Annotated in this window: 27 protein-coding genes; 5 read left to right on the forward strand and 22 right to left on the reverse strand. The window is 40.5% G+C overall.

The window, feature by feature from the left end; translation table 11 throughout:
* Window positions 1–24 precede the first annotated feature (24 nt).
* The 9 genes from htpG to pepF all read right to left on the reverse strand — a co-directional run bounded on the left by htpG (window position 25) and on the right by pepF (window position 10276).
* Entirely contained in the window at window positions 25–1902 is a 1878-nt protein-coding gene (htpG, locus tag ACR42H_RS12215; protein WP_436376437.1) for a molecular chaperone HtpG, read from the reverse strand.
* A gap of 118 nt (window positions 1903–2020) precedes the next feature.
* Complete coding sequence (locus tag ACR42H_RS12220; protein WP_436376439.1) at window positions 2021–2956, reverse strand: phosphotransferase; 936 nt, start codon at window positions 2954–2956, stop codon at window positions 2021–2023.
* 112 nt (window positions 2957–3068) lie between these two features.
* Window positions 3069–3680 (reverse strand): polysaccharide deacetylase family protein, encoded by a 612-nt coding sequence (locus ACR42H_RS12225; protein WP_436376441.1) that lies wholly within the window; start codon window positions 3678–3680, stop codon window positions 3069–3071.
* A 38-nt stretch (window positions 3681–3718) separates the two neighbouring features.
* On the reverse strand, window positions 3719–4492 hold the full coding sequence (phnC, locus tag ACR42H_RS12230) for a phosphonate ABC transporter ATP-binding protein (protein ID WP_113880852.1): 774 nt from the start codon (window positions 4490–4492) through the stop codon (window positions 3719–3721).
* Between the two features lie 12 nt (window positions 4493–4504).
* Window positions 4505–5260, reverse strand: coding sequence for a phosphonate ABC transporter, permease protein PhnE (gene phnE, locus ACR42H_RS12235; RefSeq protein WP_436376444.1), 756 nt, complete (start codon window positions 5258–5260; stop codon window positions 4505–4507).
* A gap of 11 nt (window positions 5261–5271) precedes the next feature.
* Window positions 5272–6174, reverse strand: a complete 903-nt coding sequence (gene phnD, locus ACR42H_RS12240; protein ID WP_113880854.1) for a phosphate/phosphite/phosphonate ABC transporter substrate-binding protein — start codon at window positions 6172–6174, stop codon at window positions 5272–5274.
* A gap of 63 nt (window positions 6175–6237) precedes the next feature.
* Window positions 6238–7287: a selenide, water dikinase SelD gene (gene selD, locus ACR42H_RS12245; protein WP_208326885.1), complete on the reverse strand. Its 1050-nt coding sequence runs from the start codon at window positions 7285–7287 to the stop codon at window positions 6238–6240.
* Between the two features lie 23 nt (window positions 7288–7310).
* Window positions 7311–8321, reverse strand: coding sequence for a glycosyltransferase (locus ACR42H_RS12250; protein ID WP_436376446.1), 1011 nt, complete (start codon window positions 8319–8321; stop codon window positions 7311–7313).
* Window positions 8322–8488: 167 nt separating this feature from the next.
* Window positions 8489–10276 carry an oligoendopeptidase F gene (pepF, locus tag ACR42H_RS12255; RefSeq protein ID WP_436376448.1) on the reverse strand — a complete coding sequence of 596 codons (1788 nt, stop codon included), beginning with the start codon at window positions 10274–10276 and terminating at the stop codon, window positions 8489–8491.
* Window positions 10277–10399: 123 nt separating this feature from the next.
* On the opposite strand from pepF, the gene ACR42H_RS12260 reads away from it, so the two are divergent.
* Window positions 10400–11221, forward strand: coding sequence for a hypothetical protein (locus tag ACR42H_RS12260; protein WP_258549791.1), 822 nt, complete (start codon window positions 10400–10402; stop codon window positions 11219–11221).
* Window positions 11222–11248: 27 nt separating this feature from the next.
* On the opposite strand, the gene ACR42H_RS12265 is transcribed toward ACR42H_RS12260, so the two are convergent.
* Window positions 11249–12280 carry a DUF438 domain-containing protein gene (locus ACR42H_RS12265; RefSeq protein WP_436376451.1) on the reverse strand — a complete coding sequence of 344 codons (1032 nt, stop codon included), beginning with the start codon at window positions 12278–12280 and terminating at the stop codon, window positions 11249–11251.
* A 208-nt stretch (window positions 12281–12488) separates the two neighbouring features.
* On the opposite strand from ACR42H_RS12265, the gene ACR42H_RS12270 reads away from it, so the two are divergent.
* Complete coding sequence (locus ACR42H_RS12270) at window positions 12489–13652, forward strand: glycoside hydrolase family 18 protein (protein WP_436376453.1); 1164 nt, start codon at window positions 12489–12491, stop codon at window positions 13650–13652.
* Between the two features lie 48 nt (window positions 13653–13700).
* On the opposite strand, the gene ACR42H_RS12275 is transcribed toward ACR42H_RS12270, so the two are convergent.
* The 3 genes from ACR42H_RS12275 to ACR42H_RS12285 form a co-directional block, all read right to left on the reverse strand.
* Complete coding sequence (locus ACR42H_RS12275; protein WP_436376455.1) at window positions 13701–14612, reverse strand: CBASS cGAMP-activated phospholipase; 912 nt, start codon at window positions 14610–14612, stop codon at window positions 13701–13703.
* Between the two features lie 127 nt (window positions 14613–14739).
* Complete coding sequence (locus ACR42H_RS12280) at window positions 14740–15006, reverse strand: DUF1292 domain-containing protein (RefSeq protein WP_019379948.1); 267 nt, start codon at window positions 15004–15006, stop codon at window positions 14740–14742.
* A 116-nt stretch (window positions 15007–15122) separates the two neighbouring features.
* Window positions 15123–16220: a branched-chain amino acid aminotransferase gene (locus tag ACR42H_RS12285; protein ID WP_113880861.1), complete on the reverse strand. Its 1098-nt coding sequence runs from the start codon at window positions 16218–16220 to the stop codon at window positions 15123–15125.
* Window positions 16221–16652: 432 nt separating this feature from the next.
* On the opposite strand from ACR42H_RS12285, the gene ACR42H_RS12290 reads away from it, so the two are divergent.
* A complete protein-coding gene (locus ACR42H_RS12290; protein WP_436376910.1) occupies window positions 16653–16958 on the forward strand; it encodes a hypothetical protein in 306 nt (101 codons plus the stop codon).
* A 39-nt stretch (window positions 16959–16997) separates the two neighbouring features.
* Here ACR42H_RS12290 and ACR42H_RS12295 read toward each other — a convergent pair whose 3' ends face one another.
* The 3 genes from ACR42H_RS12295 to ACR42H_RS12305 all read right to left on the reverse strand — a co-directional run bounded on the left by ACR42H_RS12295 (window position 16998) and on the right by ACR42H_RS12305 (window position 19867).
* Window positions 16998–17597 carry a response regulator transcription factor gene (locus tag ACR42H_RS12295; RefSeq protein ID WP_113880862.1) on the reverse strand — a complete coding sequence of 200 codons (600 nt, stop codon included), beginning with the start codon at window positions 17595–17597 and terminating at the stop codon, window positions 16998–17000.
* On the reverse strand, window positions 17594–18730 hold the full coding sequence (locus ACR42H_RS12300) for a histidine kinase (RefSeq protein ID WP_436376458.1): 1137 nt from the start codon (window positions 18728–18730) through the stop codon (window positions 17594–17596). The genes ACR42H_RS12295 and ACR42H_RS12300 overlap by 4 nt, the downstream gene beginning before the upstream one ends.
* Before the next feature lie 93 nt (window positions 18731–18823).
* A complete protein-coding gene (locus ACR42H_RS12305; RefSeq protein ID WP_113880864.1) occupies window positions 18824–19867 on the reverse strand; it encodes a fatty acid desaturase in 1044 nt (347 codons plus the stop codon).
* A gap of 257 nt (window positions 19868–20124) precedes the next feature.
* On the opposite strand from ACR42H_RS12305, the gene ACR42H_RS12310 reads away from it, so the two are divergent.
* The gene (locus tag ACR42H_RS12310) at window positions 20125–20418 is read left to right on the forward strand and encodes a hypothetical protein (RefSeq protein WP_436376460.1); all 294 of its coding nucleotides are present in this window, start codon (window positions 20125–20127) and stop codon (window positions 20416–20418) included.
* 55 nt (window positions 20419–20473) lie between these two features.
* On the opposite strand, the gene ACR42H_RS12315 is transcribed toward ACR42H_RS12310, so the two are convergent.
* The 4 genes from ACR42H_RS12315 to ACR42H_RS12330 all read right to left on the reverse strand — a co-directional run bounded on the left by ACR42H_RS12315 (window position 20474) and on the right by ACR42H_RS12330 (window position 23857).
* Window positions 20474–21130: a spore coat protein gene (locus tag ACR42H_RS12315; protein WP_113880866.1), complete on the reverse strand. Its 657-nt coding sequence runs from the start codon at window positions 21128–21130 to the stop codon at window positions 20474–20476.
* Window positions 21131–21241: 111 nt separating this feature from the next.
* The gene (locus ACR42H_RS12320; protein WP_436376463.1) at window positions 21242–21823 is read right to left on the reverse strand and encodes a branched-chain amino acid aminotransferase; all 582 of its coding nucleotides are present in this window, start codon (window positions 21821–21823) and stop codon (window positions 21242–21244) included.
* Between the two features lie 22 nt (window positions 21824–21845).
* Complete coding sequence (locus tag ACR42H_RS12325; RefSeq protein ID WP_436376465.1) at window positions 21846–23237, reverse strand: DEAD/DEAH box helicase; 1392 nt, start codon at window positions 23235–23237, stop codon at window positions 21846–21848.
* 176 nt (window positions 23238–23413) lie between these two features.
* Window positions 23414–23857, reverse strand: a complete 444-nt coding sequence (locus ACR42H_RS12330) for a YndM family protein (protein ID WP_436376467.1) — start codon at window positions 23855–23857, stop codon at window positions 23414–23416.
* A gap of 206 nt (window positions 23858–24063) precedes the next feature.
* Between ACR42H_RS12330 and ACR42H_RS12335 the strand changes: the two genes are divergently transcribed.
* Window positions 24064–24588, forward strand: a complete 525-nt coding sequence (locus tag ACR42H_RS12335) for a ribonuclease H-like YkuK family protein (RefSeq protein WP_113880870.1) — start codon at window positions 24064–24066, stop codon at window positions 24586–24588.
* A gap of 50 nt (window positions 24589–24638) precedes the next feature.
* Here ACR42H_RS12335 and ACR42H_RS12340 read toward each other — a convergent pair whose 3' ends face one another.
* Both ACR42H_RS12340 and ACR42H_RS12345 read right to left on the reverse strand, forming a co-directional pair.
* Window positions 24639–25100, reverse strand: coding sequence for a CoxG family protein (locus ACR42H_RS12340; protein WP_436376469.1), 462 nt, complete (start codon window positions 25098–25100; stop codon window positions 24639–24641).
* An 86-nt stretch (window positions 25101–25186) separates the two neighbouring features.
* Window positions 25187–26179, reverse strand: a complete 993-nt coding sequence (locus ACR42H_RS12345; RefSeq protein ID WP_436376471.1) for an LLM class flavin-dependent oxidoreductase — start codon at window positions 26177–26179, stop codon at window positions 25187–25189.
* Between the last annotated feature and the right edge of the window lie 107 nt (window positions 26180–26286).

Consider the following 26286-nt stretch of genomic DNA (forward strand, 5'->3'; position numbering starts at 1 on the left):
GATTCGGGCTGTTAAAACGTTTTGTTAAACCATTACTTTGCAAATATCATTCGTAAACTCCACAGGATCACTGATAGGAAGGCCTTCAATCAGCAGCGCCTGGTTATATAGGAGGTTTGTATACAGATATAATTTTTCTTTATCATTTTCCAAAGCATTTTTTAAGACTTGGAAGACTTCATGGTTTGAATTGATTTCCAAAACCTTATTTGCTTTTACGTCTTGATTATCCGGCATGCTGCTAAGGACTTTTTCCATCTCAATGGTGACTTCTCCATCAGCTGTCAGGCAAACCGGGTGGCTTTTAAGCCTTTTGGAAATTCGTACATCAGTCACTTTTCCTGACAAAATTTCTTTCATGCTGCTGAACAATTCCTTATGTTCTTTTTCTTCTGATTCGGATACCTTTTCTTCCTCATTCTCTATGCCGAGATCTCCGCTTGAGACAGACTTGAATTCCTTCTCTTTATAGGTCATAAGCATCTTAATGGCAAACTCGTCAATATCTTCTGTAAAGTACAGTATTTCATAACCCTTATCAGCCAAAAGTTCAGTTTGCGGGAGCTTTTCTATTCTTTCATGTGACTCACCAGCTGCGTAATAAATATATTTCTGGTCATCCTTCATCCTTGATATATATTCATCAAGTGATGCTAAATTCTTTTCTTTTGAAGAATAGAACAACAATAAATCCTGGAGCATTTCTTTATGAGTTCCGAAATCGCTGTATACACCATATTTTAATTGTCTTCCAAACGATTTATAAAATAGTTCATATTTTTCCCGCTCATTTTTCATCAGACTTTGAAGTTCGTTTCTAATCTTTTTGCTGATGTTTTTCGCAATGAGCTTCAGCTGCCGATCATGCTGAAGCATTTCCCTTGAAATGTTAAGTGATAAATCTTCAGAGTCCACCATACCCTTTACAAAGCTGAAATAATCAGGCAGAAGGTCTCCGCACTTATTCATAATTAATACGCCATTGGAATATAGCTCGAGGCCTTTTTCATATTCCTTTGAATAATAATCAAATGGAATATTCTCAGGAAGATATAAAATTGCATTATAGCGGATTGTGCCATCCACATTAATATGGATATGCTTTACAGGCTTGTCGAAGCCATAATGCTTTTCCTGATAAAATTTTTCATAATCTTCGTCTGTCAGTTCACTCTTATTTTTCCGCCAAATTGGAACCATGCTATTGATGGTCTGCTCTTCGGTGCTTCCTATATTCTCATTCTCAGCGTCTTCTTTTGGTTCTTTGATTGCTGCATCCATCTTAATTGGATAGCGGATGAAGTCTGAGTATTTCTTTATGATCGATTTTAAGCGGTACTCTTCGAGGTATTCATCAAAGCTTTCATCTTCCGTATTTTCTTTTATCTTAAGGATAATATCAGTTCCGACTGCCTCTTTTTCACATGGCGTAATCGTATATCCTTCCGCCCCATGGGATTCCCATTTGTACGCCTGTTCACTGCCAAGGGCTTTGCTGATCACAGTTACAACATCAGCGACCATGAATGCCGCATAAAATCCTACGCCGAATTGGCCAATAATATCATGGCCATCTTTAATCTCCTGTTCTTTCTTAAAAGCCAGAGAACCGCTTTTAGCAATGATGCCAAGGTTGTTTTCCAGCTCTTCCTTTGTCATTCCAATGCCTGTATCTTTGATTGTTAATGTTCTGTTTCCCTTATCAGGAACGACCTTTATGTAGTAACTCTCTTTGTCAAACGTTAAGGAATCGTCTGTAAGTGCTTTATAGTAGATCTTATCGATCGCATCGCTGCTGTTGGAAATAAGCTCCCTCAGAAACACCTCTCTTTGAGAGTAAATGGAGTTGATCATCATTTCCAATAATCTCTTGGATTCTGCCTGAAACTGTTTTGTTTCCATGTTAGTCTCTCCCCTTTCAAATATTCCTTACTTTAGCACTCAAGTCTTAAGAGTGCCAAACAATATTTAAATATCATATTAGTTAAATTGTGTCAATCAGCATGAACTGACTTTCGTTCTAAATGATTTCTTCCGCACATTCAACAAGATTGCGTATTGTCTCTTTTAATTGCCTCGAAAGCTGTTCTGGAGTCCATTTCTCTCTTTGATTGTCTAAATCTGATTGTATTAGCAACATCATCCAAACCGAATAAACAGCTGAAAACAAATAATATTCCTGTTTGAATTTTTTCCTGTCAGGAGCAGAAATCTGAATTTCTTCACAATAACAGTCCAGAATCATATTTCGCAAAGTATGGTTATTAGGCTTTGGGAAATCCGGATGTGAAATATCGATTAAATGGAACAAATCCCATAAAGGTGTGTTCAAGTGGCAATGTTCCCAGTCCAGAACCACTGTCTTATCGCCCGCATACCCAAAATTCCCCTGGTGCAAATCCCCATGGCAAAGAACCTTCACAGCGGAAAAGGGTTTACTGGTAAATGCGCTGAAAATGATATTGCCTAAATGCTCTGAAACATTATGTAACCTAAGAATAGTAAAAACTTTCTCTTTGTTCTGCAGAATATGGTCTGCCATCTCCTCAATAGGCGGTTTTGGACCTTTCAGCTGTGCATGGGAAAACCGCTCAGCGGGCAAAGAGTGCCATTTGGCCATTAATGCAGTTATTTCCAGTGCAATATTGGGATCAAAAGTATGTGTAATGGTGCCAAGGTCTTCTAAAATAATCCAATTATTGCTTAGTTTGTTTTGAACGGAGTACGACAGGATTTTTGGAAACTTTAGCGGGAGTTCTGCCAGGACATTCTCGAAAATCCACACTTCTTTTCCCAGCTGAGTATTGTTTGTCAGAGGTTTGAAAATATAGCTTTTTGACGCATCAATAAAAAAACGCTCTACAAACCGGCCGTTCGCTCCCTGATATAAGTTCTCTCTTCTTAAAATGAAACGGTCATTTAGAGTCCCGTTTGAAGTCACAATATTAGTAAACAAGCTGGCGCTCCCCCTTAATTGCATCCTATCTCCACAATATATATCAATCTGCTTTTAAAAAAATACTGCTTTTTTCACTGCACAAAAAAAGTATCCTGCACAAGGATACTTTTTAGAGCAAACTGAATTCATAGCCTTTATTTCGGATCTCAGCAATTAAAGCAGGAAGAGCTTCAACAGTCTGGGCTAATTCATGCAAAAGAATGATCGCTCCCTCTTCCAGGTTCTCTATGACGTTTGCGATAATTTGTTCAGGCTGTTCTTTGAGCTCCCAGTCCATTGACGATATTCTCCACATGATGGTTGATAGCCCAAGCTGTTTGGCTGCAGCTATAGTGTGTTCATTGTACTGCCCATATGGGGGCCGGAATAGCTTCACTTCCTGGCCGATGATGGACTCAATCTTAGTTTTGCTGTTGTGGAGATCCTGGATTTGTTCATGTGGAGTCAGGTTAACATAGTTGGAATGCTTTGAAGAGTGGGTACCTATCTGATGACCTTCTTCCATGACTCTTCCCCACGGACGCTGAGGGTATAAAAGCCTGGATTGCCAGAAGAATACAGCTGGAACATTCTCTTCCTTCAAGATATCCAATATTTCCGGAAGAACTCTTCCTGGTCCATCATCAAAGGTCAATACCACTGTTTTCTTCGATGTATGGCCTTCATTAAATAGTTTGATATCAGGGTCATTCGAAACGTACACGACGTTCGAGCTATCCACTACTCATGGACAATTGGCCATTTCCTCTTCCTCCTTTACTAAGTCGAACGGATATATGACTTTTCGCCATAACTTTCAGCATCATATGTAAATGCATACATATCGTCTGTAAACTGCTCTGGTTTATCATCAAAAACGACTTCCCCATCTTTTAAAGCGATAATGCGGGTTGCATATCGTTTAGCTAACTGAACATCATGGACATTTATAATGGTTTGAAGCCTATGACGCTCATGCATCTCCTGAAGCAAGCTGAATATGCGGTCTGAAGTTCCCGGATCCAGGCTCGCAACAGGCTCGTCGCCTAGAAGGAAACTTGGCTTTTGAAGGAGAGCCCTTGCAATGCCGACTCTCTGTTTCTGCCCGCCACTAAGATGCTCGACCCTGCGATTGGCAAAATCGGCTAAGCCCACCTCTGCAATGACTTGTGCAGCCTGAGCTTTTTCTTCATCTGTGAACCATCCAATAAGATTTTTGAAGCTGTTCCTGTAGCCGAACATGCCTGTCAGAACATTTTGCAGGACAGTCAATCGGGGAATTAAATTAAAATGCTGAAAGATCATTCCCATCTCCCTGCGGATTTTTCGAAGCTGTTCATCACTCAGTGCAGAAAAGGATAGGCCATCCCAGATGATTTCCCCAGATGATGGTGTCTGCAAACCGTTTAAACAGCGGATTAAAGTGGATTTTCCAGCACCGCTTTTACCTAACACACAAACAAAATCACCAGGATGGATCGTCAGGTTTATGGAATTCAGGGCATTATGCTTCATGCCGGCATAACGGACTGTTATATTTCGAATCTCAAGCATTTCAGGCCTCCTTTATATCACTCGGTTCCTAACATAGCTTCCGAAAAGATCCACAAGAATAACAATGATCATTATGATCAGTACATCGAGTGAAACTGAACTGTATTGGAAGGTTTTAAAATCATTAAAAAGTCTCTGGCCAATTCCTCCACCTCCAATAAACCCCAATATAAGAGAAGTTCGAATGGCAACCTCAAACCGGTAGAAGTAATTCGACAATACATTTGGCCATATTTGAGGCAGGATGCTGAACAGGGAAGCAAACCAGCTTTTAGCACCTACTGCTTTCATGGCCTCCTGCGGGCCGGGATCGGATGCTTCAATGAGTTCTGAGATCAGTTTTCCCAGAACCCCAATGTTATGAAACATAATGGCCAGGACAGCAGGAAAAGGACCAAGTCCAAGAGCCGTAAGAAGAATTAGACCGAAAACAATTTCAGGGATGGAACGGACAAAGCTGAGGCCGACTCTGGTTAAATGGTAAATAAGTTTAGAGCCGGACGTGTTTTTGGCGGCCATAAAGCTTAAAGGGAGTCCGATAATAAGCCCGAAAAAGCTTCCCAAAAAAGCCATGGCCAATGTTTCCAGACTGTCTTCAAGTATCTTTGGAAGAAGAGAAAAATCCATCGGGAACCAATGGGACAGAAAGTCAATCATATTGCGGAAGTCTTTGAATTTCGATAAATCGAATTCCGTTAGCCTCATGCTTAGATAAACGAATAAAGCTAACACGAAATATGTTAATATGCTGTGTTTTTTAAACCACAATCTTATCAGCCCTATTCTTTAATGAGTCCCTCTTTTAGGGCAGCCTGGCGGATGCTTTCATAATCTTTATTGCTTGCCTCTGTAAATCCGCTTGCCCCGAAAGCATCCAGAATTTCCGGATCTTTAATCGCTAGAAATGCTTCTTTTAATGTTTTAATTGTTTCTTCATCGGTATTTTCATGTACAGCCCAAGGGTACTGAAAAAGCTTTTCTGATTTCCAGATCGTTTTAATCTGATCTCCATCTACTTTTCCTGAATCCACTAATTGATTGTAAATGGCGCTGTCGATCGCACCTGCATCAACCTGCTTATTTTGAACTGCCAATGCAGTAGCATCATGCGAGCCGGTAAATCTGACGGACTTAAAGCTGTGTTCATCCTCTGATTTGTAGACTTCGCGGTCCTTCAATTCAATGGATGGGATAAGAGATCCTGAAGTTGAATTGATATCACCGAAGGCAAAGTCAGCTTCACTGCTGTTTTTCAGTAAATCTTCTAGTGAATTCCATGGGTGGTCTTTATGGGTAATGATATATGAATAATAGAATGGCTCTCCGTCGATCAGCTGTGTAATGATGGCTTTTGCGCCGCTCTTCTCATGTGCAACAACATATGTTAACGGGCCGAAATAAGCCATATCAATTTTATCGTAGTTCATGGCTTCCACTACCCCGTTATAATCCGGATATACTTCGACAGCTACATCCCTATCGAGTTTTTCAGATAATGTGGACTGCAGTTTCTCCATTGCAGCTTCCATGGAACCCTCTGTTTGAACTGGGATGACCCCAATGGTGAACGTTTCTTTAGATTGTTCTTTTCCGTTTCCGTCTTTGTTATCTGCTTCATTTTCGCTGCATGCTGACAAAAGCAGCAGTGAAAAGATAGTCATGAGCATTAAAAATTTTTTCATGTTTGCACTTCCTTTTTTCGTATTTAGTAAAGGTAAAAAAGGACTCTTTTCGAGTCCTTTTTTTTAGATAACAGTAATCTTTCCAGGATTCTGATCTGTGACAGTCCCAATGATGGAAGCCCATTCTACTCCTTTTTCCTTAAGGTCATTAAGGAGCAATTCAGCTTCTGTTTCAGGGATGGTTATTAAAAGTCCCCCAGATGTGATGGCATCACATAGTATCACTTGGTCCACATCATCAATATTTTCATATTGAATCCGGCCGGACAGCCATTTATGATTTTTTTTGGAGCCTCCTGGAATAATATTCTGTTCAGCAAGCTCTCTTGTTTTTGGAAGAATTGGAACGGCTTTGCTTTCAATGGCAATGCCCGTGCCGCTTCCTTCCGCAATCTCCATTGCGTGGCCTAGAAGGCCAAAACCGGTAATGTCTGTGCAGGCATTGACCTGGTAGTTATCCATAGCTTCCGCTGCGTCTTTATTTAAGGCAGCCATGACTTCCATTACTCGGTCGATTCCTTCCTGATCCAGCATAGCCCTTTTTATCGCTTGAGTAAGAATGCCCACGCCAATTGGCTTGGTTAAAATCAGTTTGTCGCCAGGCTTGGCTCCTGCATTTGTTCTAACTCGTTCAGGATGTACTGTTCCAGTCACAGATAAACCGAATTTTGGCTCCTGGTCGTCAATGGAGTGCCCGCCAACTAAAACAGCACCGGATTCTCTAACTTTATCGGATGCCCCAGCAAGAATATCTGCAAGGATGCTTTTATCCAATTTTGTGATTGGAAAACCTACAATATTCATAACGGTTATTGGCTTTCCGCCCATAGCGTAAATATCGCTAAGTGAATTGGCTGCGGCAATCTGCCCGAACATATACGGGTCATCCACGATAGGAGTAAAGAAATCAAGTGACTGCACCAGGGCAGTTTCATCATTTATTTTATATACGCCTGCATCATCAGATGTATCCAGTCCTACTAAGAGGTTGGGGTCAGGTACAGACTTTGGCAAATGACGCAGAACCTGCGCCAGGTCTTCAGGACCAATTTTGCATCCTCAGCCGCCTTTTGTAGATAAAGAAGTTAGTTTTATGATTTCTTCTCTCGACATATTTCTCTCTCCTTGCCTATTCATTATTTACTTGGGGACTTTTCTAAAATGGCTTTGTAAATTTTTTGAAGTATTTTAGCTTCATATTCTGAAGAATGGCTGCACTCAACATAAAATTTGGCAGCCCGCCCCAATTTTATCCTCAACTCGTAATTATTCACTAGTTTGTCTGCATAATCAAGAAATTCGACCGTATTAGTATAGATTAAACCGGTTTTCTGATGGTCAATAATATTTCGGTTGCCCAGGTTATTGGCAGCAAGTACAGGAAGGCAATATTCCATTGCTTCCAAAATAGCAGCAGGCTGGCCTTCAGAATGGGATGTATTCAGTACGGCATCAGCTTGCCTATATAGCTCCCCCATATGATGATGGGGGATTTGCCCAAGATATTGAATCCACTCTTTATTCTCTTCTGCAAGGGATTTTACAATATACCCCTCTTCTTCTTCAATAATAGGGCCCGCCAGCCAAAATCGCATCTCAGGATTTTTTTCGTAAATCAATTTAAGCTTTTCTATGGCAAAAGGAATATTTTTCACCTTGCGGATCCCTGCCGGCAGTAAAAATAAAAAAGTGCCAGGTTCTTTCTTATAATCGCCTCCAGGTTCAGGAAATATTACAGTGCCCTGATGGATAACGCTGATTTTATCTCTTGCTTCCGGTAGTTCTTTTGCCAGTACCAGCTTGGCTTCTTCATCAAATACGTGTATGGCTTCGGCATGGAGGATGGTTTCCATAACCACTGCTTTTTTTACAGGATCATAAAGATCGATATTTAAGTCTGTGCCTGTCATGGTTACGACATATCTTTCAGGCCTTTTACCAAGTCCTTTAATAAATTCGCCAAACCTGTAAGCGTTAAAGCCATGCACAATATCAGCCTTTGGCAGGCAAGTGAATTCGTAATCGTCTGTGATATTAATGATTTTAGTCTCGATGCCCAGCTTATTAAGTCCATCAGAAATACGCTGAACGGTAACCGTATTTCCTCTTGCCTGGTGAAAATTTGGGCTTGCCAGTATTACTTTCATCCTTTCATCCTTCACAATTATATTTGCACTATCTTCGTTTTAATTAAAGTTTGCATCAATTATTGCAGGAATATTTCATCCTGTCCATTAATTATATTTCAGCAAGCTGTTCTTTTAACTATGACAGTAAAAAAGCCTGTTTCTAAGTCAAGAAACAGGCAAGATTTTTATTGGTTTCCGAATTCTTCTACAAGATCTTTGAATTTTCGAAGTGAGTTTTCAATTGGATATGGGGAAGTCAGATCCACTCCTGTTTTCTTTAACAGCTCAAGGGGATAATCGGAACTACCGCTTTTTAAGAACTCAAGATAGCTTTGCAGCGTTTCTTTGTCCCCTTCAAGAAATTTCGCTGCCAAATGAATGGCAGACGCAAATCCGGTAGCGTACTTATAAACATAAAATGGACGGTAAAAATGAGGGATCCTTGCCCAGCCGAATTTCACCTCTTCATCAAAGACAATCTCATCCCCATTATATTCGCGGAATAAGCGTTCATAGATTCCGCTGAAAACTTCAGCGTTAAGCGGCTCTCCCTTTTCCGCTAATTCGTGAGTTTTCATCTCAAACTCAGCAAACATGACTTGGGTGAAGAAGGTTCCTTTAAACTGATCAATAAAATGATTAAGGAGATGCCTGCGGACTTGTTTATCCTTTTCTCTGTTCAGCAAATAGTTAATCAGAAGCACTTCGTTCACTGTTGAAGCCACTTCCGCTACAAAGATGCTGTAACGGGCGGTAATCTGCGGCTGGTGCTGTGAGCTCAGCTTACTGTGGACACCATGTCCGCATTCATGAGCAAGTGTAAAAAGGCTGTCCAGATCATCACGGTGATTCAGGAGGATATAGGGATGAACGCCATAGATGCCCAAGTTATACGCCCCTGACCGCTTCCCTGGAGTTTCCCGCACATCAATATAGCGCCCCGACTTAAACTCCTTGAGAATATTAATATAATCCTCTCCAAGAGGCTCCAATGCTTTACACATCGTTTCATAAGCTTCTTCGTAAGATATATCAGGTTTTACACCCTCTGCTAATGGAACACTCAAATCATATTGCCGCAGCTCGTCAAGGCCTAAATGTTTCTTGCGGATCCTGGTATATTGATGCATTGCCCCGATATTTTTTTTAGTTGTCTCAATAAGATTTACATATACTTCCTTTGGTACCTTATCACCAAATAATCCTTTTTCAAGGGCTGAAGGATAATTCCGGATACTGGCCATGCTCACATTGTTTTTTATCGCAGCAGAAAGGGTGGAAGAAATGGAATTCTTTAGCTGCATATACGGCTGGTAATAGGCCTTATACGCTTCCTTTCTCTTTTCCCGGTCTTCCTCTTCCATAATTTTTGCATACATCCCGCGTGTCAGTTCAATCTTTTCGCCATCGTCTTTTGTTATATCTCCAAACTTTATATCAGCGTTATTCATCATTCCAAATGTATGACTGGGAACCGAAAGTGCTTCGCCAAGGCGGGACAGAATTTCTTCCTTGTCTTTATTAAGGACATGAGGCTTATAGCGGAAAGATTCGAGCAGGTCTTCCTCAAAGTATTTCAAGGCCTTTTCCTCAGCAATATAGCTTTTTAGGGTTCCTTCATCCAGGCTTAAAAGAAAAGGCATAAAAAAAGAAGTGCATGAACTGATTTTTACGCTTAATTGCTTTGCTCTGTCCACCAATGCCTGCGAATCAGACATCCGTGTGTCTTCATCTGTTTTTAGCATCGCATAAGCATATAGCTTATTAAATATGTAAGATAGTTTTTCTTTGTGCTCAAGATATTGATACAGGGAATAACCATCTTGAATCTTGCCATCATAGGTCTTCAGCTTATCAGCTAATTGTCCAATCCTCTGGTAATCTTCCTCCCATTTTTCCAAACTTGAATAAATGTCTTCCAGATTCCATTTTTCATTTTGCGGAACGTCATTTCTGTTGTTGAATGTCTTCATCTTATAGACTCCTTTACAGCAAAACTGTCATTCATTTATTAACTATATTCAAAAGTTATCGGAAAAACCCTCCCTCATTTTTGATTTTATCACGAACGGCCATTAAAATAATCTTGAAAGGATGTGGACGGATTGGCAATAACGCTGCCTCATATTGAAGACCCAAACAATACGGCATATTTTCCTCCAGTGGGGAATTTTGAAACTTTTCAGGACGATGCCCATTATGAAGAAAAAGTCAGGGAATGGGGATTATCAACTACAAGGGAAGTTAAGAAGGAATTTTGGTATAAAGAAAAATCACAGCAGCGCCTTGTAACCGTGAAAGGTTATCAGGTATACGGTGAATCTGGTGATTATTATACAATTATAATTGAATTTCAGGACGGAAATCTGAGCTGCATACACCCTGCTTATCTTAAAGAGATGCAGTCCCCGAGCTTTGGAAAGGCAATGGCTGCTGATTTTGCGGATACCTCCTCTGCTCCTCCTTCTGAAAAGGATGCTCCCAAAAAAGAAAATGAGAAGCATGAAGACGTTACTAAGAATCCGGCTGAAAACAGCAATAAGACAAAGCCTTCAGCAAAAAAAGCCAAGAAGGAAAAACAGCCTGCATTGGAACTGCCAGCAGAAAAAGTCCATTTTACCGCTAAAGTAAAACAATTTGCCTTAAGCTGGAACCATTTCAATGAAGATAATGATGAAGTCATCGTCTTAGAAGATGTTGTCATTCAAGAGAATGAACCGATTGAAGTGGGACTTGGCTGGTGCTCCCACTCAAAAACTCTAAAGAAATTTGAACTTCAGCCAGGGGAAAGCCTTGAATTTGATGGGAAAATTGTTAAAAAGAAACTGCCTAAAGGCAAAGATTGTGACAAGGAATTCATTGTAGAAGAAACAGTGACATATAAGATTAATAATCCTTCAAAAATCAAAAAAAGCTAAGAGTGGACGCTCTTAGCTTTTTTACGATTATGAAAGAATTCTTTTTTCTCCCTCGATACTCTGGATGGGACTGATATTTTGTGTGAATTCAAGTGTTCCTGCATAGCTTCCGTTTTCATCCCTTACGGCAAAATAACGGATATAAACATATTTATCTCTGAATTTTATCCAGAAATCTTCAGAGTCCTTTCGGCCAGCCTTAAAATCCTTCAGCAATTCTTCCACAGCATGGACACTGCGGGGAGGATGGCAATTCTGCACGGTTCGCCCTATCACGGCTTTGGTTCTGGCAAAGATTCTTTCCTTTCCATGAGAGAAATAGCGGACTACGTCTTCATGATCAATAAATGTGATATCAACAGGCAAGTGATTGAATAATAGTTCCAGCTGTTTCAATGATAAAATGCCAGTTTCCATTTTGATATAGCCTTCTGATATTGCATTCCCGTCAATCCCTTTGCGTTCGGGCTTCCATTCTCCCTCCGGGCCAGTCAGACAGAAGCCAATCTCGTCGCTCTCATGGTCAATCTTAACCCATTCATCTTCTGTAAGATTCTTTAAAGCCATGGGGAAAAGGATATTTTCCTCCCTGTAAATCATGGCGCTTATTTCATTGAATATGAAACGCACGGCATTGGTGACCTTTTGCTTATCCCCATCGTATTGGCTGAGCAGATTCCTGGCATCCTTGATTCCATCCCTGATAAAGTCATCGATGCTCCACATATTATTTGTTGGACCATAGATTCCGTACTTCTCCAAGTATGGGAAAAGCAGATTTTCCTTCCGGCTGTAATGCTTATCAAGATCGAGCAGCAGGATGCAATCTTCTAATAGTTTATAAGCATTTTCCCCGTTATCCTCCTGGATGAACGCCTCGAGATGGACTTTTACCCTTTCCCTCAAATGCTTATCAATTGCCCTATTCTCCCGGATGAATGTATGTACGGGGTGTCCGGGCTGTTCTTCCGGCTTCAGATGAGCAGTTTCGCCTCCGGTGTTCTGAACTGGACTGTTATGATGGTCCTTCTGTTCACGGTTATTAATCAATTCGCTCACTGTATATTTCCTCCTCTTTTCAAGGCTGTATATATTGCTTATAAGGAATGTACCATGGGGGAAAAGTTTGGGATGTGATGAGAATCATATTTTATTGAAAGTTTATGGTTTTATTTAAGAATGGAATGCAAGCAATAAATTACCACCCCCTCCTTGTTCTCTTTTTTGATACACTTTTAAAGGATTGAATGATGGAGGTTTACTATTTGTGAAAAGAATACACCGAATGATGATTTTGATTGTTCTTATATTTTCCAGCGGATTTGCTGCAGGCATTTACTATACAAACAACACGGAACAGATCCAGCCTTTAAAACAGCCTATGCCGGTTTCACAATCCAGCAAACTTCCGGTCAAAAAAGGAATCCCGAAGCTTTCTGAGGTTCCTGAAAAAGTGCTGATGGGTTATGTCCAGGATTACCGTGACCCCAAATCGATCGATTATTCAAACCTGTCTCATATCCTTTTTTCTTTCGCTCATCCCGAGAAGGACGGAAGCATTTCTTTAAATGGTGATTCAGCCCTGAAAAATCTGAGAAGTGTGGTAAGAAATGCACACCGTCAAGATGTAAAGGCCATACTTGCCGTAGGGGGATGGTTTCATATCAATGGCGGGGAATCATATGATTATTTTAAACAAGCCATAGCTGATGGCTCTTCGAGAGACAGGCTTGTAAAAGAATTGGCGGGGCTGGCTCAAAACGAAAATCTTGATGGCATTGACATTGATTTTGAGCATCCGCGTTCCAAAGAGGATGCAAAATACCTGGCTGTCTTTATCAATAAGCTAAGCGAAGTGCTTCATGCAAACGGCAAAGTGCTGTCTGTTGCGGTCCATGCCAAAATTCATAGTGTCACTGGGACAGAGATGGGCTATGTTGTATATGAGCCTGCTATGTTCATGAAGGTTGATTATGTAAATATAATGGCTTATGACGGCCAGTGGGATGGCGGTTACAATGCTCGCAATCTTTCTCCGTACTCCTTTACAGAGAATATTGCAAACTATTGGGGACAACTATTTGATTCACAGGGGATTCCAAAAGATAAGCTGGTTCTGGGGGTTCCGCTTTATGCTCAGCCAGCAGATCCTGCCATAAAGCCCGTATCATATAATGCAGTCATAAGCGCTAATCCCGAAAACGCAGCAAAGGATAAGATCAGCCTAAATGGCACTGAGTACTACTATAATGGTGCCAATATGATGAAAAAGAAAACAGCCCTGGCTCTCAATCACGGATTCGGCGGAATGATGATCTGGGAAGTGGGCCATGACGCCAAAGGGCCATTCAGCCTTATGGGAACGATTGCTGAAGCTCTCCAAAATACAGAAGAACCCGTGAAGTATTATTCCTTGAAAAATACAAAATGAGAAAAAAGAGCATGGGCAACACCCTTGCTCTTTTTTAGGGATTTCAAATCACGATAGTATAAACTGCTTTATCTCTTCCCGCCGGTCCTGATAGACCTTCTCTCCAAGCATAACCAGTTCCTCCACAAACTTTATTTCATCAAATGGCATTTCTTCCCCCAGTTCTTCATTTATGCGCAAGTAATTTTCTCCAAGCAGATGTTTGCTATGGTAGGTAACAGATTCGGAAGATAAATGAAGGGCCAGGTCCAATAGCTTCGGCGTAACCTTCATGGACGGGAGCTGGAAAGGCAGCCAATGTTTTACACCCCAGTATTTATTTTGGTCAATCGTAAAGTCGATTTTTTGAAGACCGGTTCCAAGGGAAAGAATTTTTATATTTTGCAGTTCCTCCTTGAAGTGATGCATAGCCTCCGTAATGCAAACGAGTGATGGATTATTCGCCCAAAGCCCTCCGTCTATCGATAAATAACTGTTGCTGATGTTATTCGGAGGGAAATAAACAGGTGCTGAACAGGAGGATAGTACTGCGTCCCAAAGCTTCATTGATAGACTTTCATTTCCAGTACTGCCGTAATTGGAACGGTGAATAAATGGCTTGCCATGGGTCACATCGACAGCAGGAATTAAAAGCGGCTTATTAATATCGGAAAGCTCCGTTTCTCCAAAAGCTTTTCGGATAAAACGCCGCAGGTACTTATCACTGTATACACTTTTAAAGAGACCAACCTTTGCCTGTTTTACAAAAATCTTTTTCCCGAATGACTCGTATCCTTTCAAGACCTCGCTCATATCTTTCTTCAGGATCAGTGAAGCGGCAATTATCGACCCGGTGCTTGTGCCAGCAATCATATCGAAATAGTCACCTGCTTGCAGATTCAGTTCCTCTTCGAGAGCTTTTAAAATGCTGACAGCAAAGACACCGCGTATTCCACCGCCATCGATGCATAATATTTTCATTGGATCACCTGCTATGTCATTCCTATTGTAGATTTCCCTTTAATAAGGGGGGAAATTACGTTCTCCGAAGATTAGGAGCTTAAGCCTTTTCCTATGTAAAAGAAGAGAAGGAACCATTCCTTCTCTTCTATTCCTCGTTTATCATTTCCTCGAATACGGCAGAGACTTTGTTAAATTCTTCGTCGCTTTCAATGGGTGTAAAATCGCCGTCTTCATCCAGTTTTAAAAAGAACACGTCGATATCTTCTTCTGTGTCTTCTTCAAGATCTTCTACGAAGCTGACAGCAGCATATTGATGGCCATCTACCTCTGCAGAAGCGAGAACCTCCACTTCCATTTCCTGATCATTTTCATCACTGATTGTAAATACTTCTCCAACTTCTATTTTGTCCATTTTTTATCTCCTCTCCATAGTAGGTTCTTTCTATATTTTCCCGTTTTAGCAGATTTTCATGCCTAAAATAAAAAAAGGATCGGCTTTATGATGCCGATCCATGCCTGCATTGAGGATTACTTAATGCCTGCTGCCTCTTTTTTTTCCACTTTTACACTCCATCCAAACGGGTCTGGCGCGGTACCTTTTTGGATTCCAGTCAAAGTATCATAGATTTTCTTGGATAATTCCCCGGTGATGCCACCGCTGATTTCAATTTTCTTATTGTCCCAGAAAAATTCGCCAATTGGAGAGATAACAGCAGCAGTGCCTGTTCCGAATGCTTCTTCAAGCTGTCCGTCCGCATGTGCCTGGTAGATTTCTTCAATAGAGATTCTGCGCTCAGCCACTGGAATATCCCAGTACTTCAGTAACTCGAGTACAGAGTTTCTGGTGATTCCTTCTAAGATGCTTCCATTAAGCTCAGGTGTTACAACTTCACCGTTAATTTTGAAGAAAATGTTCATGCTTCCCACTTCTTCAATATATTTATTTTCTTTGCCGTCCAGCCATAGTACCTGTGAATAACCAGTTAAGCTGGCAAGCTCCTGTGCTTTCAGACTCGCTGCATAGTTTCCTCCGGTTTTAGCGGTGCCTGTTCCCCCTTTTACGGCACGGACATATTCGTTTTGAACAGCAATTTTAACAGGGTTGATGCCTTCCTTGTAGTAGGCGCCTACTGGAGAAAGGATAATGATGAATTTGTATCTCTTTGATGGTGCCACTCCAAGGTATGGCTCAGTTGAAATGACAAATGGACGGATGTACAGTGAAGTTCCTTCAACATTGGGAATCCAGTCACGATCGAGTGATATTAATTCTTTTAAGGCATACAGAGCAAGCTCTTCATCAATTTCAGGAATACATAACCTGGAGTTGGATTTATTCAATCTCTCCATATTCTTTTCAGGCCTGAAAAGCAGCACCTCTTTATCGATTGTAAGATATGCTTTTAACCCTTCGAAGACACTTTGCCCATAATGGAAAATCATTGCAGCGGGATCAAGTGAAAGCGGCTGGTAAGGTACAATTCTTGGATCATGCCATCCCCGGCCGGCAGTATAATCCATTTCAAACATATGATCGGTAAAATTTTTGCCAAACTCCAGATTATCAAATGCAGGTTTTTGTTTTTTCTCAGGTGTGCGATTGATTTCAATTTTAAATTCAGTCATTGTCAAAACTCCCTATCTGTAGATGATTTAAAAACCTCATGCCTGCTTTTGCTGCTGCTCTTATTAGAGGATAAATAAAAACGCCCAGTCATCCTCCGAGCGTGGACGAAAGGGCTTGCTTCCCGGCAACAACCTATAAGGATGTTTAACAGCTGCTTATATATTGTAATAAGACTCATATGCTGTTTTTGAAAAGGTTGCCTTTCGCTCTTTTCTACTTCAAGGCAGTAGTGCAGTTATTTGTTAAAGTTTTTATAAGTTTTTCTAATATTATGATATTCTCCTATTTAATTGTCAATATGAATTAACAATAAATTTAGAATTAATTCGGATCACTGAAAATTCTATTTGCAAAAGAACTGTCAATTATGATGAAAAATCATGGATTTAAATCTATAATCAATATATAAATACATAAGGAGATTTATGATGATGAACAGTAAAGAGCTTGAAGAAAGAATTATTCAAAACTATCAGGGCGAAGAAAAAATGATGATTCTCGTTTTTGCCCAGTGGTGCATTAATCATAATTTAGATCCCGAGGAAATCTATTTAAAGGCATACCCAGATCAAAGGAAAAATATTTCACTGCAGGAAGCCCTGGAGCTGACAGTTCCTAAAGAAGAAGCTGGTGATGTGCCTGATGAGACTTTGCTTGGTGTTCTATCAATGTTCGGAAATGATGATTTGGCCTTCGTCGTAATGGAAGAATTAAAGAAAATGAAAAAGGGCAGCTAAGCCTGGGTTGGCTGCTGCCCTTTTTCGCAAGAAACACTATTATTTAAACCAGCCCTTCTCTTTGGACTGGGTAATGGCTTCAATCCTGTTCGTAACTTCGAGCTTGTCAAGAATAGCAGATATATAGTTTCGGACGGTTCCTGTTTTAATGCTGAGCTGATCGGCAATTTCCCTGGTGTTTTTGCCGTCGGCAATCAGCTCAAGCACCTCTTTTTCACGATCGGTCAGCGGGTTTTCTTCTCCATATACATCATCCATTAATTCAGGTGCATAGATGCGCTTTCCTTCCACGACGTTTCTGATTGAGCTGGCGAGCTCTTCACTTGGGCTGTCTTTTAATAAGTATCCCCTTACACCGGCCTTAAGGGCACGCTGAAAATAGCCTGACCTTGCAAAGGTTGTCAGAATAATAACTTTGCATCCCATGCCTTTCAATTCTTCTGCCGCCTCCAAGCCGCTCTTTTCCGGCATTTCAATATCCATGATGCATACATCCGGTTTGAGGGTTTGGACAAGAGATATGGCTTCCTTGCCATTTGATGCTTTGCCAATGACCTCCATATCTTCTTCGAGATTTAACAGGGATCCTAAAGCACCAAGCACCATCCGCTGGTCTTCAGCTATGACGATTTTAATCATGCCTTTTCCTCCTTATTTGTTTCCTTTACGACTGTTGGCACCTTCATTATAATCGTTGTTCCATTTTCAGACACGATATCAAGACTTCCATTGACAAAGTCAAGCCGCTCTCCTAATCCAAGCAGTCCTGACCCCTTGCCGACATCTGTTGCGGGATTCATGCCGACCCCGTTATCCTGGACACTAATGCTAACTTCATTCCAGGTTTGTTCAATGCTGATGCGGCATTCTGTAGCATTACTGTGTTTTACTACATTTGTCACAGCTTCTTTCATGCACATGCTTAGAATATTCTCAAGGAATACTGACACGTTCTTTAATTTGATATCTTCTTCCCCGATGAATTCGATAGAGGCGGCCTTTAAAATTTGCTTAACAAGTATAATTTCTTCCTTCAGCCTGATTCCTCTCATCTGGGAAACCATTTTTCTTACTTCGTTTAATGCTGTTCTGGCTGTTTGCTGAACGTCTATAAGCTCTTCCCTTGCCTGGTCAGGATCCTTGCTGATGAGCTTCCTGGCCAGATCGCTTTTTAATCCGATCAGAGACAGCTTTTGTCCGAGTGTATCATGAAGATCGCGGGCAATCCGCTGCCTTTCCTCCTGTTTGACGAGCTCCGCGATCCTTTTGTTGGCATCTTCGAGCTGTTCTTCAAGCATTTCCTGCTTTTTCTTATTGTGAATGTTAAATGGAAGCAAAATTACACTGATCCAGATGATAATGATAAAAGGTATCTGCTCGAGAAATAATGGCTTTTGTGTGACAAAATTTATATTTATTGAGATGGTAGTTGCGACCAGATGGATGACATATAACGTTAAAAATGCAATCCTGTTTTTGATATGGCCATTGTAATAAGCTATATAAAAAGCAAAATAAATAAACGAAAACAGAATGGTCATCGTAATCGATATGCTGATTAAGATGCCTGTCCATAGATAGACAGGCCACTTCCGGGATATAAAGGCAAAACGCAAAGATATAAAAAATAAAATGGTCAGGATAATTCCGACAGCTATGGCGATTTTAGAGGTGGATCTGAAGATGAAATAAAACGGCAAAATGCTGAATACACTCCATATATAAGGAGAAATGCCTGAACTTTTCAAAGTGGTGAAATACTTTTTAAACATGTGAGGTACCCTCTTTTTATCGTGAAATAATGAAACAGCTCCTTTGCTATCATATCACAAAGGAGCTGTTCTTCAGTAGACTATAGACTTAGTTTATGGCTTCACAGATGCCGTTTTCGCTCTGCTCTGTTTTTTGCTGAGGGCAGACTGCCTTGCTGCTCCATATCCAGTGAAGTCCTGGGCTTCTTCGTCCCATAAGCGGAATCGAAGTGACTTCAGACTGGTTGAAAGAGTAATGGTCGGTACATTCTGAAGCTCAGCTGTATTATAATGTGCGCTTTCGAGATTATAGTTAGGCACACGCGGGCTTAAGTGATGAATATGATGGAACCCGATGTTTCCGGTCAGCCACTGAAATACTTTTGGAAGCTTGTAAAAGGAGCTTCCCTCTACAGCCGCTTTTACATACTCCCACTTATCATCTTCTTCAAAATAGGAGTCTTCAAATGTATGCTGTACATAGAAAAGCCAAATCCCCGCTGCTCCGGAAATCAAAAAGATTGGACCTTGCACCATCAGGAACGCTTCCCACCCGATAGCCCAGCACATGAACGCATACAAACCAGCGATAGCTGCGTTTGTTAGATAAGTATTGATGCGTTCATTCTTTCTGGCCCCTTTTCTGTTAAATCGGTTTTTTAACAAAAATACATAAATCGGGCCAATACCTAACATGACGAACGGATTGCGGTAGATACGATAGGCTGCACGTGTCGACCATGACGCATCTTGGTATTCTTTTACTGTCAGTGTCCAGATATCACCTGTACCACGCTTGTCCAGATTACCGCTGGTTGCATGGTGAACATTGTGGTCATGCTGCCATTGGTGATAGGGGAAAATGGTAAGTATCCCTGTGATTGTGCCAACGATTTTGTTTGCTTTGCGATTTTTGAAAAAGGAATGGTGGCAGCAATCATGGAAAATGATGAAGATCCTGACCAGAAAGCCAGCTGCAATGACAGATATGCCAAGCGTCAGCAGGTAAGAAAAGCTCAGGCTCTTGTAAGCAAGGAACCACAGCAGGAAAAAAGGTCCCAGAGTATTGACCAGCTGCATGATGCTGCGTGTTAAATCTGATTTTTCATATGGTGCCATTTGTTTTTTTAAGTTGAGTTGTTTTTGTTTAGAAGTCATTTTTTAATTCCCTTCTTCATGACGTTAACCTTATGATAAAGGGTTTTCAAACGGTTTTGTAGACATGAGTGTCATGTCCAAACCATGATAAATGTCATGGTTTGCTGAAAAATTAAGATGAGATCCTATAAACAGGCTATATTTTTTAAGCTTCCCTAAAAAAAATTTTTATTTTTCAGGATTATTTTGCCTCACACATGACTTCTAATTACGTAGGACATAATGAAATTGACATTAAATATAAAGGAGAGTTTTGCATGCGCAACCATAATCAACTCGGCAATACAGAAATCGATTCACCCATACAAGCTTCAATTGAGCAGATTTGGCAGAATGTGTGCGGAGGCTGGGATCAATTCAATCAATCAGCCGTACTGGATTTTTTAAGCCAATGTGAGAAAAAAGGAATTGATTCCCAATTCGCAATGAGCTGGATTGAGAAAAATAAAGATAAGATTCCGGATTGGCAGACAGTTTCCAGAGTGTCTCTTGATTGGATGAATCAGCATACAGCTGCTGGCTCTCCATTATCAAATGAGACCTTTAAATAACCACATAAGCAAAAGACTGTAAAAGCCCCTTGGCATATTACCAAGGGGCTCTCTTTTAATGAGGAATGTTAGGGTTTGGCATTTGCCCTTGAGCAGGGTTTTGCATATGCCCCTGTGCAGGTGCATATGCATTTAACATTTGCTGCATATCCTGCTGTGCAAACTGAGGTACCTGGTAATAATGATGTTTGTTTTGATAAATTGAAAGTTCATAAGCCATCTCAATGCAATTTGGGACTGAATCAGCCAGTACTCTCCGAACAACTGGATTTGTTGTTTCGAGTGCAGCCATGGTTTTCATGGAAGCGGCCGATTTTAATGCTCCCAGAAGGCAGCCGGAAACTGTTTCTTCATTCATTTCGGTGACAGATTGGATTGGCTTTTTTGGCTGAGAAGGCTTTAAACCATAAATAAAATCATTATCCTGGTTCATTTTATAGCTCTGTGTTGGTATAGAAGGATCTTTACCTGTCTGGAAACATTCCAGTGTAGTATTGTATTCCTCCTGCACAAATTGATACTGGCGGTCCATTATACTTGCCAGTTCCTGATCTTGTACGTGCTGACGTAATAGTGAGTATGTGTTTAAGGTGCCGACTGTACCTGATAAAACCTCATGAACATCAAGAACTTCATGTGCTCCATGGTTGAGCTGCTGAGGTATATTTCCTGTATGCATATTTTGATGCATTTGGTTAGGCTGATTTTCCAATTAGATTCCTCCTTTTTTATTAACAATCTTTATCATGCAGAATTTTATATAGAAATATCCGTGGTATGGTAAAAAAATAAATAAAAAAAGCAGCTCGATTGAACCGCTTTTTTAGTTCACTTCCTCAATTGTTTCTGCCAATAAGAATAGATATCTGTAAATTAGATTGTAAGCATCATTTATGGTCATATCTTCTTCAAAGCCTTCCAAGTCATCCAATGCAAAATTGAGTTCCCATAACCCATCTTGCTGGTTAAACATTAAATCAAATGTTGCTGAATCACCTTGTAATGTTCTTTTTAAATATGACCTTATTGTTTCTGCTTTCTTTTTAGGCAATTTTAGTCCAAGCATGACATCATAGGTTCGGAAAAGGTCATCGAATTCAAATGAGATGGCGTCTGCACCAATAATCACAAACCATTCAGATTCAAGGTACATAAACTCTTTAATATTTTTCACAAAATAATCGATAGGCTGGTTTAGAAAATCGGGCGTCTCCTGTGAGAGGACTTCTTCTGTTTCCTTGTTTCCTCTCTCTATATAAGCATTTGCAAAGCGGGTTTTAGGATTTTTTATAATTAACGATTCAGCATTGGATAATAGCTGATGCTTTTCAGCAAATTCTTTTTCTTCTTTGTATATTTCGTTTCCTTGTTCCTTGAGTTGATTTTCAATCCGTTCTTTTAACATTTCGCTCCTCCTTTAATTATGGCTACCTTCCGCGTCTTTTTGACATGTTACTCACAGATTTAGGCGCTGAAGTCTTCTTTTTTGATTGTGATTTGCTGCGGTTTACATTACCAGCTGAATTCGATGGTTTTGAATTTTTCCTTTGCCCTTTTCTGCTCTTTGCCGGGGAAGTTTTGCCTTCATTCTTTTTTCTGTCTGTATCTTCCCGATTATCATTTTTCTTTCTTCCAGGTGAAGCTGGGCTTTTTCGCGCTTGAGAGTTTTTTTCTGATGGCCTGGAAGGCTTTTGCCTTTCCTGGCTATTGCCAAGGTTCTGCTTGGAAATTGTAATGTTCAGCCCTTTTTCAATTGCTTCAAGAAGCGGTTTATCTGCGGATGAATAAAAAGTGATTGCCATCCCCTTCATGCCAGCCCTTCCCGTTCTTCCGATGCGGTGAACATAGCTTTCCGGATCCAGTGGAATATCATAATTAAATACATGTGTGACACCTTCCACATCAAGTCCCCTTGCAGCTACATCAGTTGCTATTAATAGCTGTAATTCTGCGTCCCTGAATCGTTTCATCACTTGTTCCCGTTTGGACTGAGATAAATCTCCGTGAAGCTCATCACATTCGAAGCCATTTGATTTTAGTACATCATTAAGCTTGCTAACCCTGCGTTTGGTCCGGCAAAAGATGACTGCTAAATAAGGTCTGTGAGTTTGAATTAATTGCATGAGTGTGGCCTGCTTGGCACGGTCGATCGTATGTATGGCGATTTGCTTGACTGATTGTGCTGGTCCTTGTGTTTTTTCGATTTGCATATACTCTGGTTCTTTCATATGTTTCCTGGCGAGATTCCTGATTTCTGCTGGTATTGTTGCAGAAAATAACATGGTCTGTCTTTTGACTGGTGTTTCTTTAATAATATCTTCCACTTCATCCAGGAAGCCAATATGGAGCATTTGATCGGCTTCATCCAATACTAAAAAATCTGCTTGTGATAAATCAATCGTTTTCCTCTTAATATGATCGAGAAGCCGGCCAGGCGTACCAACGACAATTTGGACCTTTTTCTTCAGCTTGTTGAGCTGCTTGTCCACATCTTGCCCCCCATAAACGGCTAATACCTCTAAATCATCATCGCCTGCAATCAGTTTTTGAACTTCTTCTGTAATCTGCAGAGCTAATTCCCTTGTCGGTGTCACAATCAGAGCTTGAATATGGACAGCATTCGGGTCAAGCTTCTCAAGAATCGGCAGAATAAAGGCGAATGTTTTGCCAGTTCCAGTCTGTGCCTGTGCAATAATATCCCTGCCCTCCATCACAGCGGGTATTGCCTGCTCCTGAATGGGAGTGGGTTTTCCAATGCCATGGCTCAGCAATATATTGGTGAGTTTAGTTGAAATACCTAATGTTAAAAAATCCTGCAAATAAGTCCCTGCTTTCTTTACTTTCTTTATTAGAGGCTCAGGTGAAGATTTAAAGAAATTTCACCCTTATTAATATTGGATGTTTGATGGCAAAATAGCAAGGTATTCTTATTCTGATTTAAAAAACCCAATACCGACCGATAAGTCTGCATTGGGTTTAGTTGCTTACTATTCAGTCAATCCCAGTCCTTTGTTGGCTCTTTTTCTTCGGCCATTTCCATTCCATACGCCAGCCGCGGATTTAAGGCCGCTTCTTTGCGATTTTCCTCCTGGCTAACGTCGGCCCCTTTCTGGAGATAGCGGTGCACAAAGACTTCGGAAAGAGTGATAATTCCAGCTGCAATGACACTTCCCCACGCTATTTGCAAGTAACTGTTAAGCAATACACTCCCAAAAACCCATACAGATGCATAAACAAGGAAAAAGTCAGCAATGAGGGCATTCCGGTTTCCCAGGCGGGGGAGAATTATCCGATCACCAAGCATATAGGACATAACCGTTACCAGTAGGCTGAAAGAAACAATATCGGCAAATGTTGCATCGAAAAATAAATCAAGTGCTATGGCAAAAGCAATCATGCTTGATACAAATTTAAGTACAACAATTAATGTTTTATTCATATGTGTTCCTCCTTTGCCCATAGTTTTGATCAATCTGCGCATTCCCATTCATCCAGCCTTTAAACAATGCTAAATATAATTTTTTCAAAAAATAAACAACTTGTTCGGAGCCTCTCAATATAATGGTAGTAAAAGTCTAACATCTTAAGTTAAAGGTTGTGGAAGAGTGTTGCTCCCAGACAAATTACTTAATGTGGTGATAATAGGTGAGTGCTGAATATAAATTTCAAAATCTCCAGGAGCGGAATTTGACGTTTGAGCAGGTATTCAATCGTATTTTACTTTTCATGAGGCGAAATCCTGATGGGAACTTCCGCTTGATGATTGGGACTGATTCACAGGTTCATTGCAATCGAACAGTGTTCATAACCGGAATTGTTATTCAAAATGAACGGAAAGGTGCCTGGGCATGTATTAGAAAGACAATTATTCCAAGGAAAATGGTGCACCTGCATGAGAGAATCTCATTTGAAACCTCGCTGACGGAAGAAGTCGTCTCCTTATTTACTGAGGAATGCAAAGATAAAATGTTTGATATCGTACTTCCATTTCTTTATAAAGGCGGGTCCTTCTCAATGGAAGGGCATATGGATATCGGATCTGGGAAAAGGAATAAGACCAGGGAATTTGTTAGTGAAATGGTATCAAGGATAGAATCGATCGGGCTCGAGCCAAAAATCAAGCCGGAAGCATTCGTTGCATCCAGCTATGCCAATCGATATACGAAATAAGGGATTAAAAAAGAACTCAAGTTAATGAGTTCTTTGCGTTGCACTAAAAACTATACGCCTGCATGTTCTTTATAATTCTGTTCCAGCTTCAAAGCAACAGCTTCAGTAAGCTCAGCAGTAATTTCCGGAAGAGATGTATTAAGCAATGAATTGGCCACTTTAGCCATCATACCCTCAGCGGTAATTTGAAGAGCGCCTGTCATCAAGTTATTATTCTTCCTTCCTTTGGAAGCAAGAAAATACCCATGTCCAGTAAATTTCTCATTAAGCCCTGTTAATTGAAAGGTTACCTTGGTTGGTTCCTGCCAGCTTGTTATATCCACCTTCAATTCGATTTTTTTCTTAATGATCCCCATATCGCTTTTAAAGCTCCAGGTAGACTCTTTTTCACTTAGTACCTCATGTGTAATGTAACCGGGTACTAAGGGAGCCCAGTTTCCAATGTTACTGACAAAATTCCATATTGCCGTTATTGGCACGTTCACTTCTGCCTGATGTGTGCAGCTTGCCATATTTACCGCCCCTTTTGAAAAATTCCATAGTTGGTTTCCATGAATATGTATTCAAATTAATAGGGCAAGATTCATTAATTTTATATTTATTTGATCATTTCTTTGGCGATCAATTCATATGAGCGCAAACGGTCTTCATAACGGTGAACGATGGTAACAATCATAATCTCATCTGCTTGGTACAGCTGCTTCATATCCTTCAGCTGCTCGGCAACTTCTTTCGGATTTCCAATAATAACGCGGTGTCTATTGTTAAATGGCTCCACATCCAGGCTGCTAAAATAGTTTTTTGCTTCTTTAATGGAAGGAATCCCGTCATTGCCTTCCCTGTTTTCTGCTTTTATCTTCCAAAGCATACTGCTGAGTGCCAGCTCTTTAGCCTCATATGTTGAATCAGCGCATATAGCCGAAACTGTTAAAATAACTTTTGGTTTCTGTATAAGTCCCCTTTCAATAAAATTTTCCCTATATTGTTTTATGATGTCTTCTCCATCTTTTTCACTCATGAATTGACCAAATGCATAAGCAGTTCCAGACTCAGCAGCCATTAAAGAACTTTTCCTGCTTGTCCCCAATAACCATGGTTCCGGGCTGATTTCTGGCAGAGGTGAAGCGGATATTTTAGCAAACATGTGATCCTCTGAAAAATCATTATTTAAAAATTGAAGAAGTTCCATCACCTTATCAGGCATTTTGCGGACACCTTCAAGGAAATTATCGGAAAGCGCAATAGACGCTTCTGCCGATCCTCCTGGTGCCCTTCCGATTCCCAGATCTACTCTGCCAGGAAACAATGTAGCAAGCATATTGAACGATTCCGCAATTTTGTATGGTTTATAATGCGGCAGCAGTATAGCACCTGCACCAATCCGTATTTTTTTTGTTTTTGCACCGATATAACTCAACATGATTTCTGGAGCTGAACAGGCAAAGCCGGATAAATCATGATGTTCTGCAATCCAATATCTTGTGTAGCCGAGCCTCTCTGCTGACTGAGCCAGCTGTGCTGAAGCTTCCAGTGCTTCCTTGGCTGAATATCCCGATGAAATGGGAGCCTGATCCAAAATGCTTATTTTCAAGGTTAATCCCCTCTTTCAAATGTACTGGCTTCCTAAAAGCTCGAGTGTCTTCCACCATTTTAAAATGTAAAACGAATAATAAAATACAGATGAGCGAAACTTATATT

The sequence above is a fragment of the Cytobacillus sp. BC1816 genome, from assembly GCF_051353635.1.
Taxonomy (GTDB): Bacteria; Bacillota; Bacilli; order Bacillales; family Cytobacillaceae; genus Cytobacillus; species Cytobacillus oceanisediminis_C.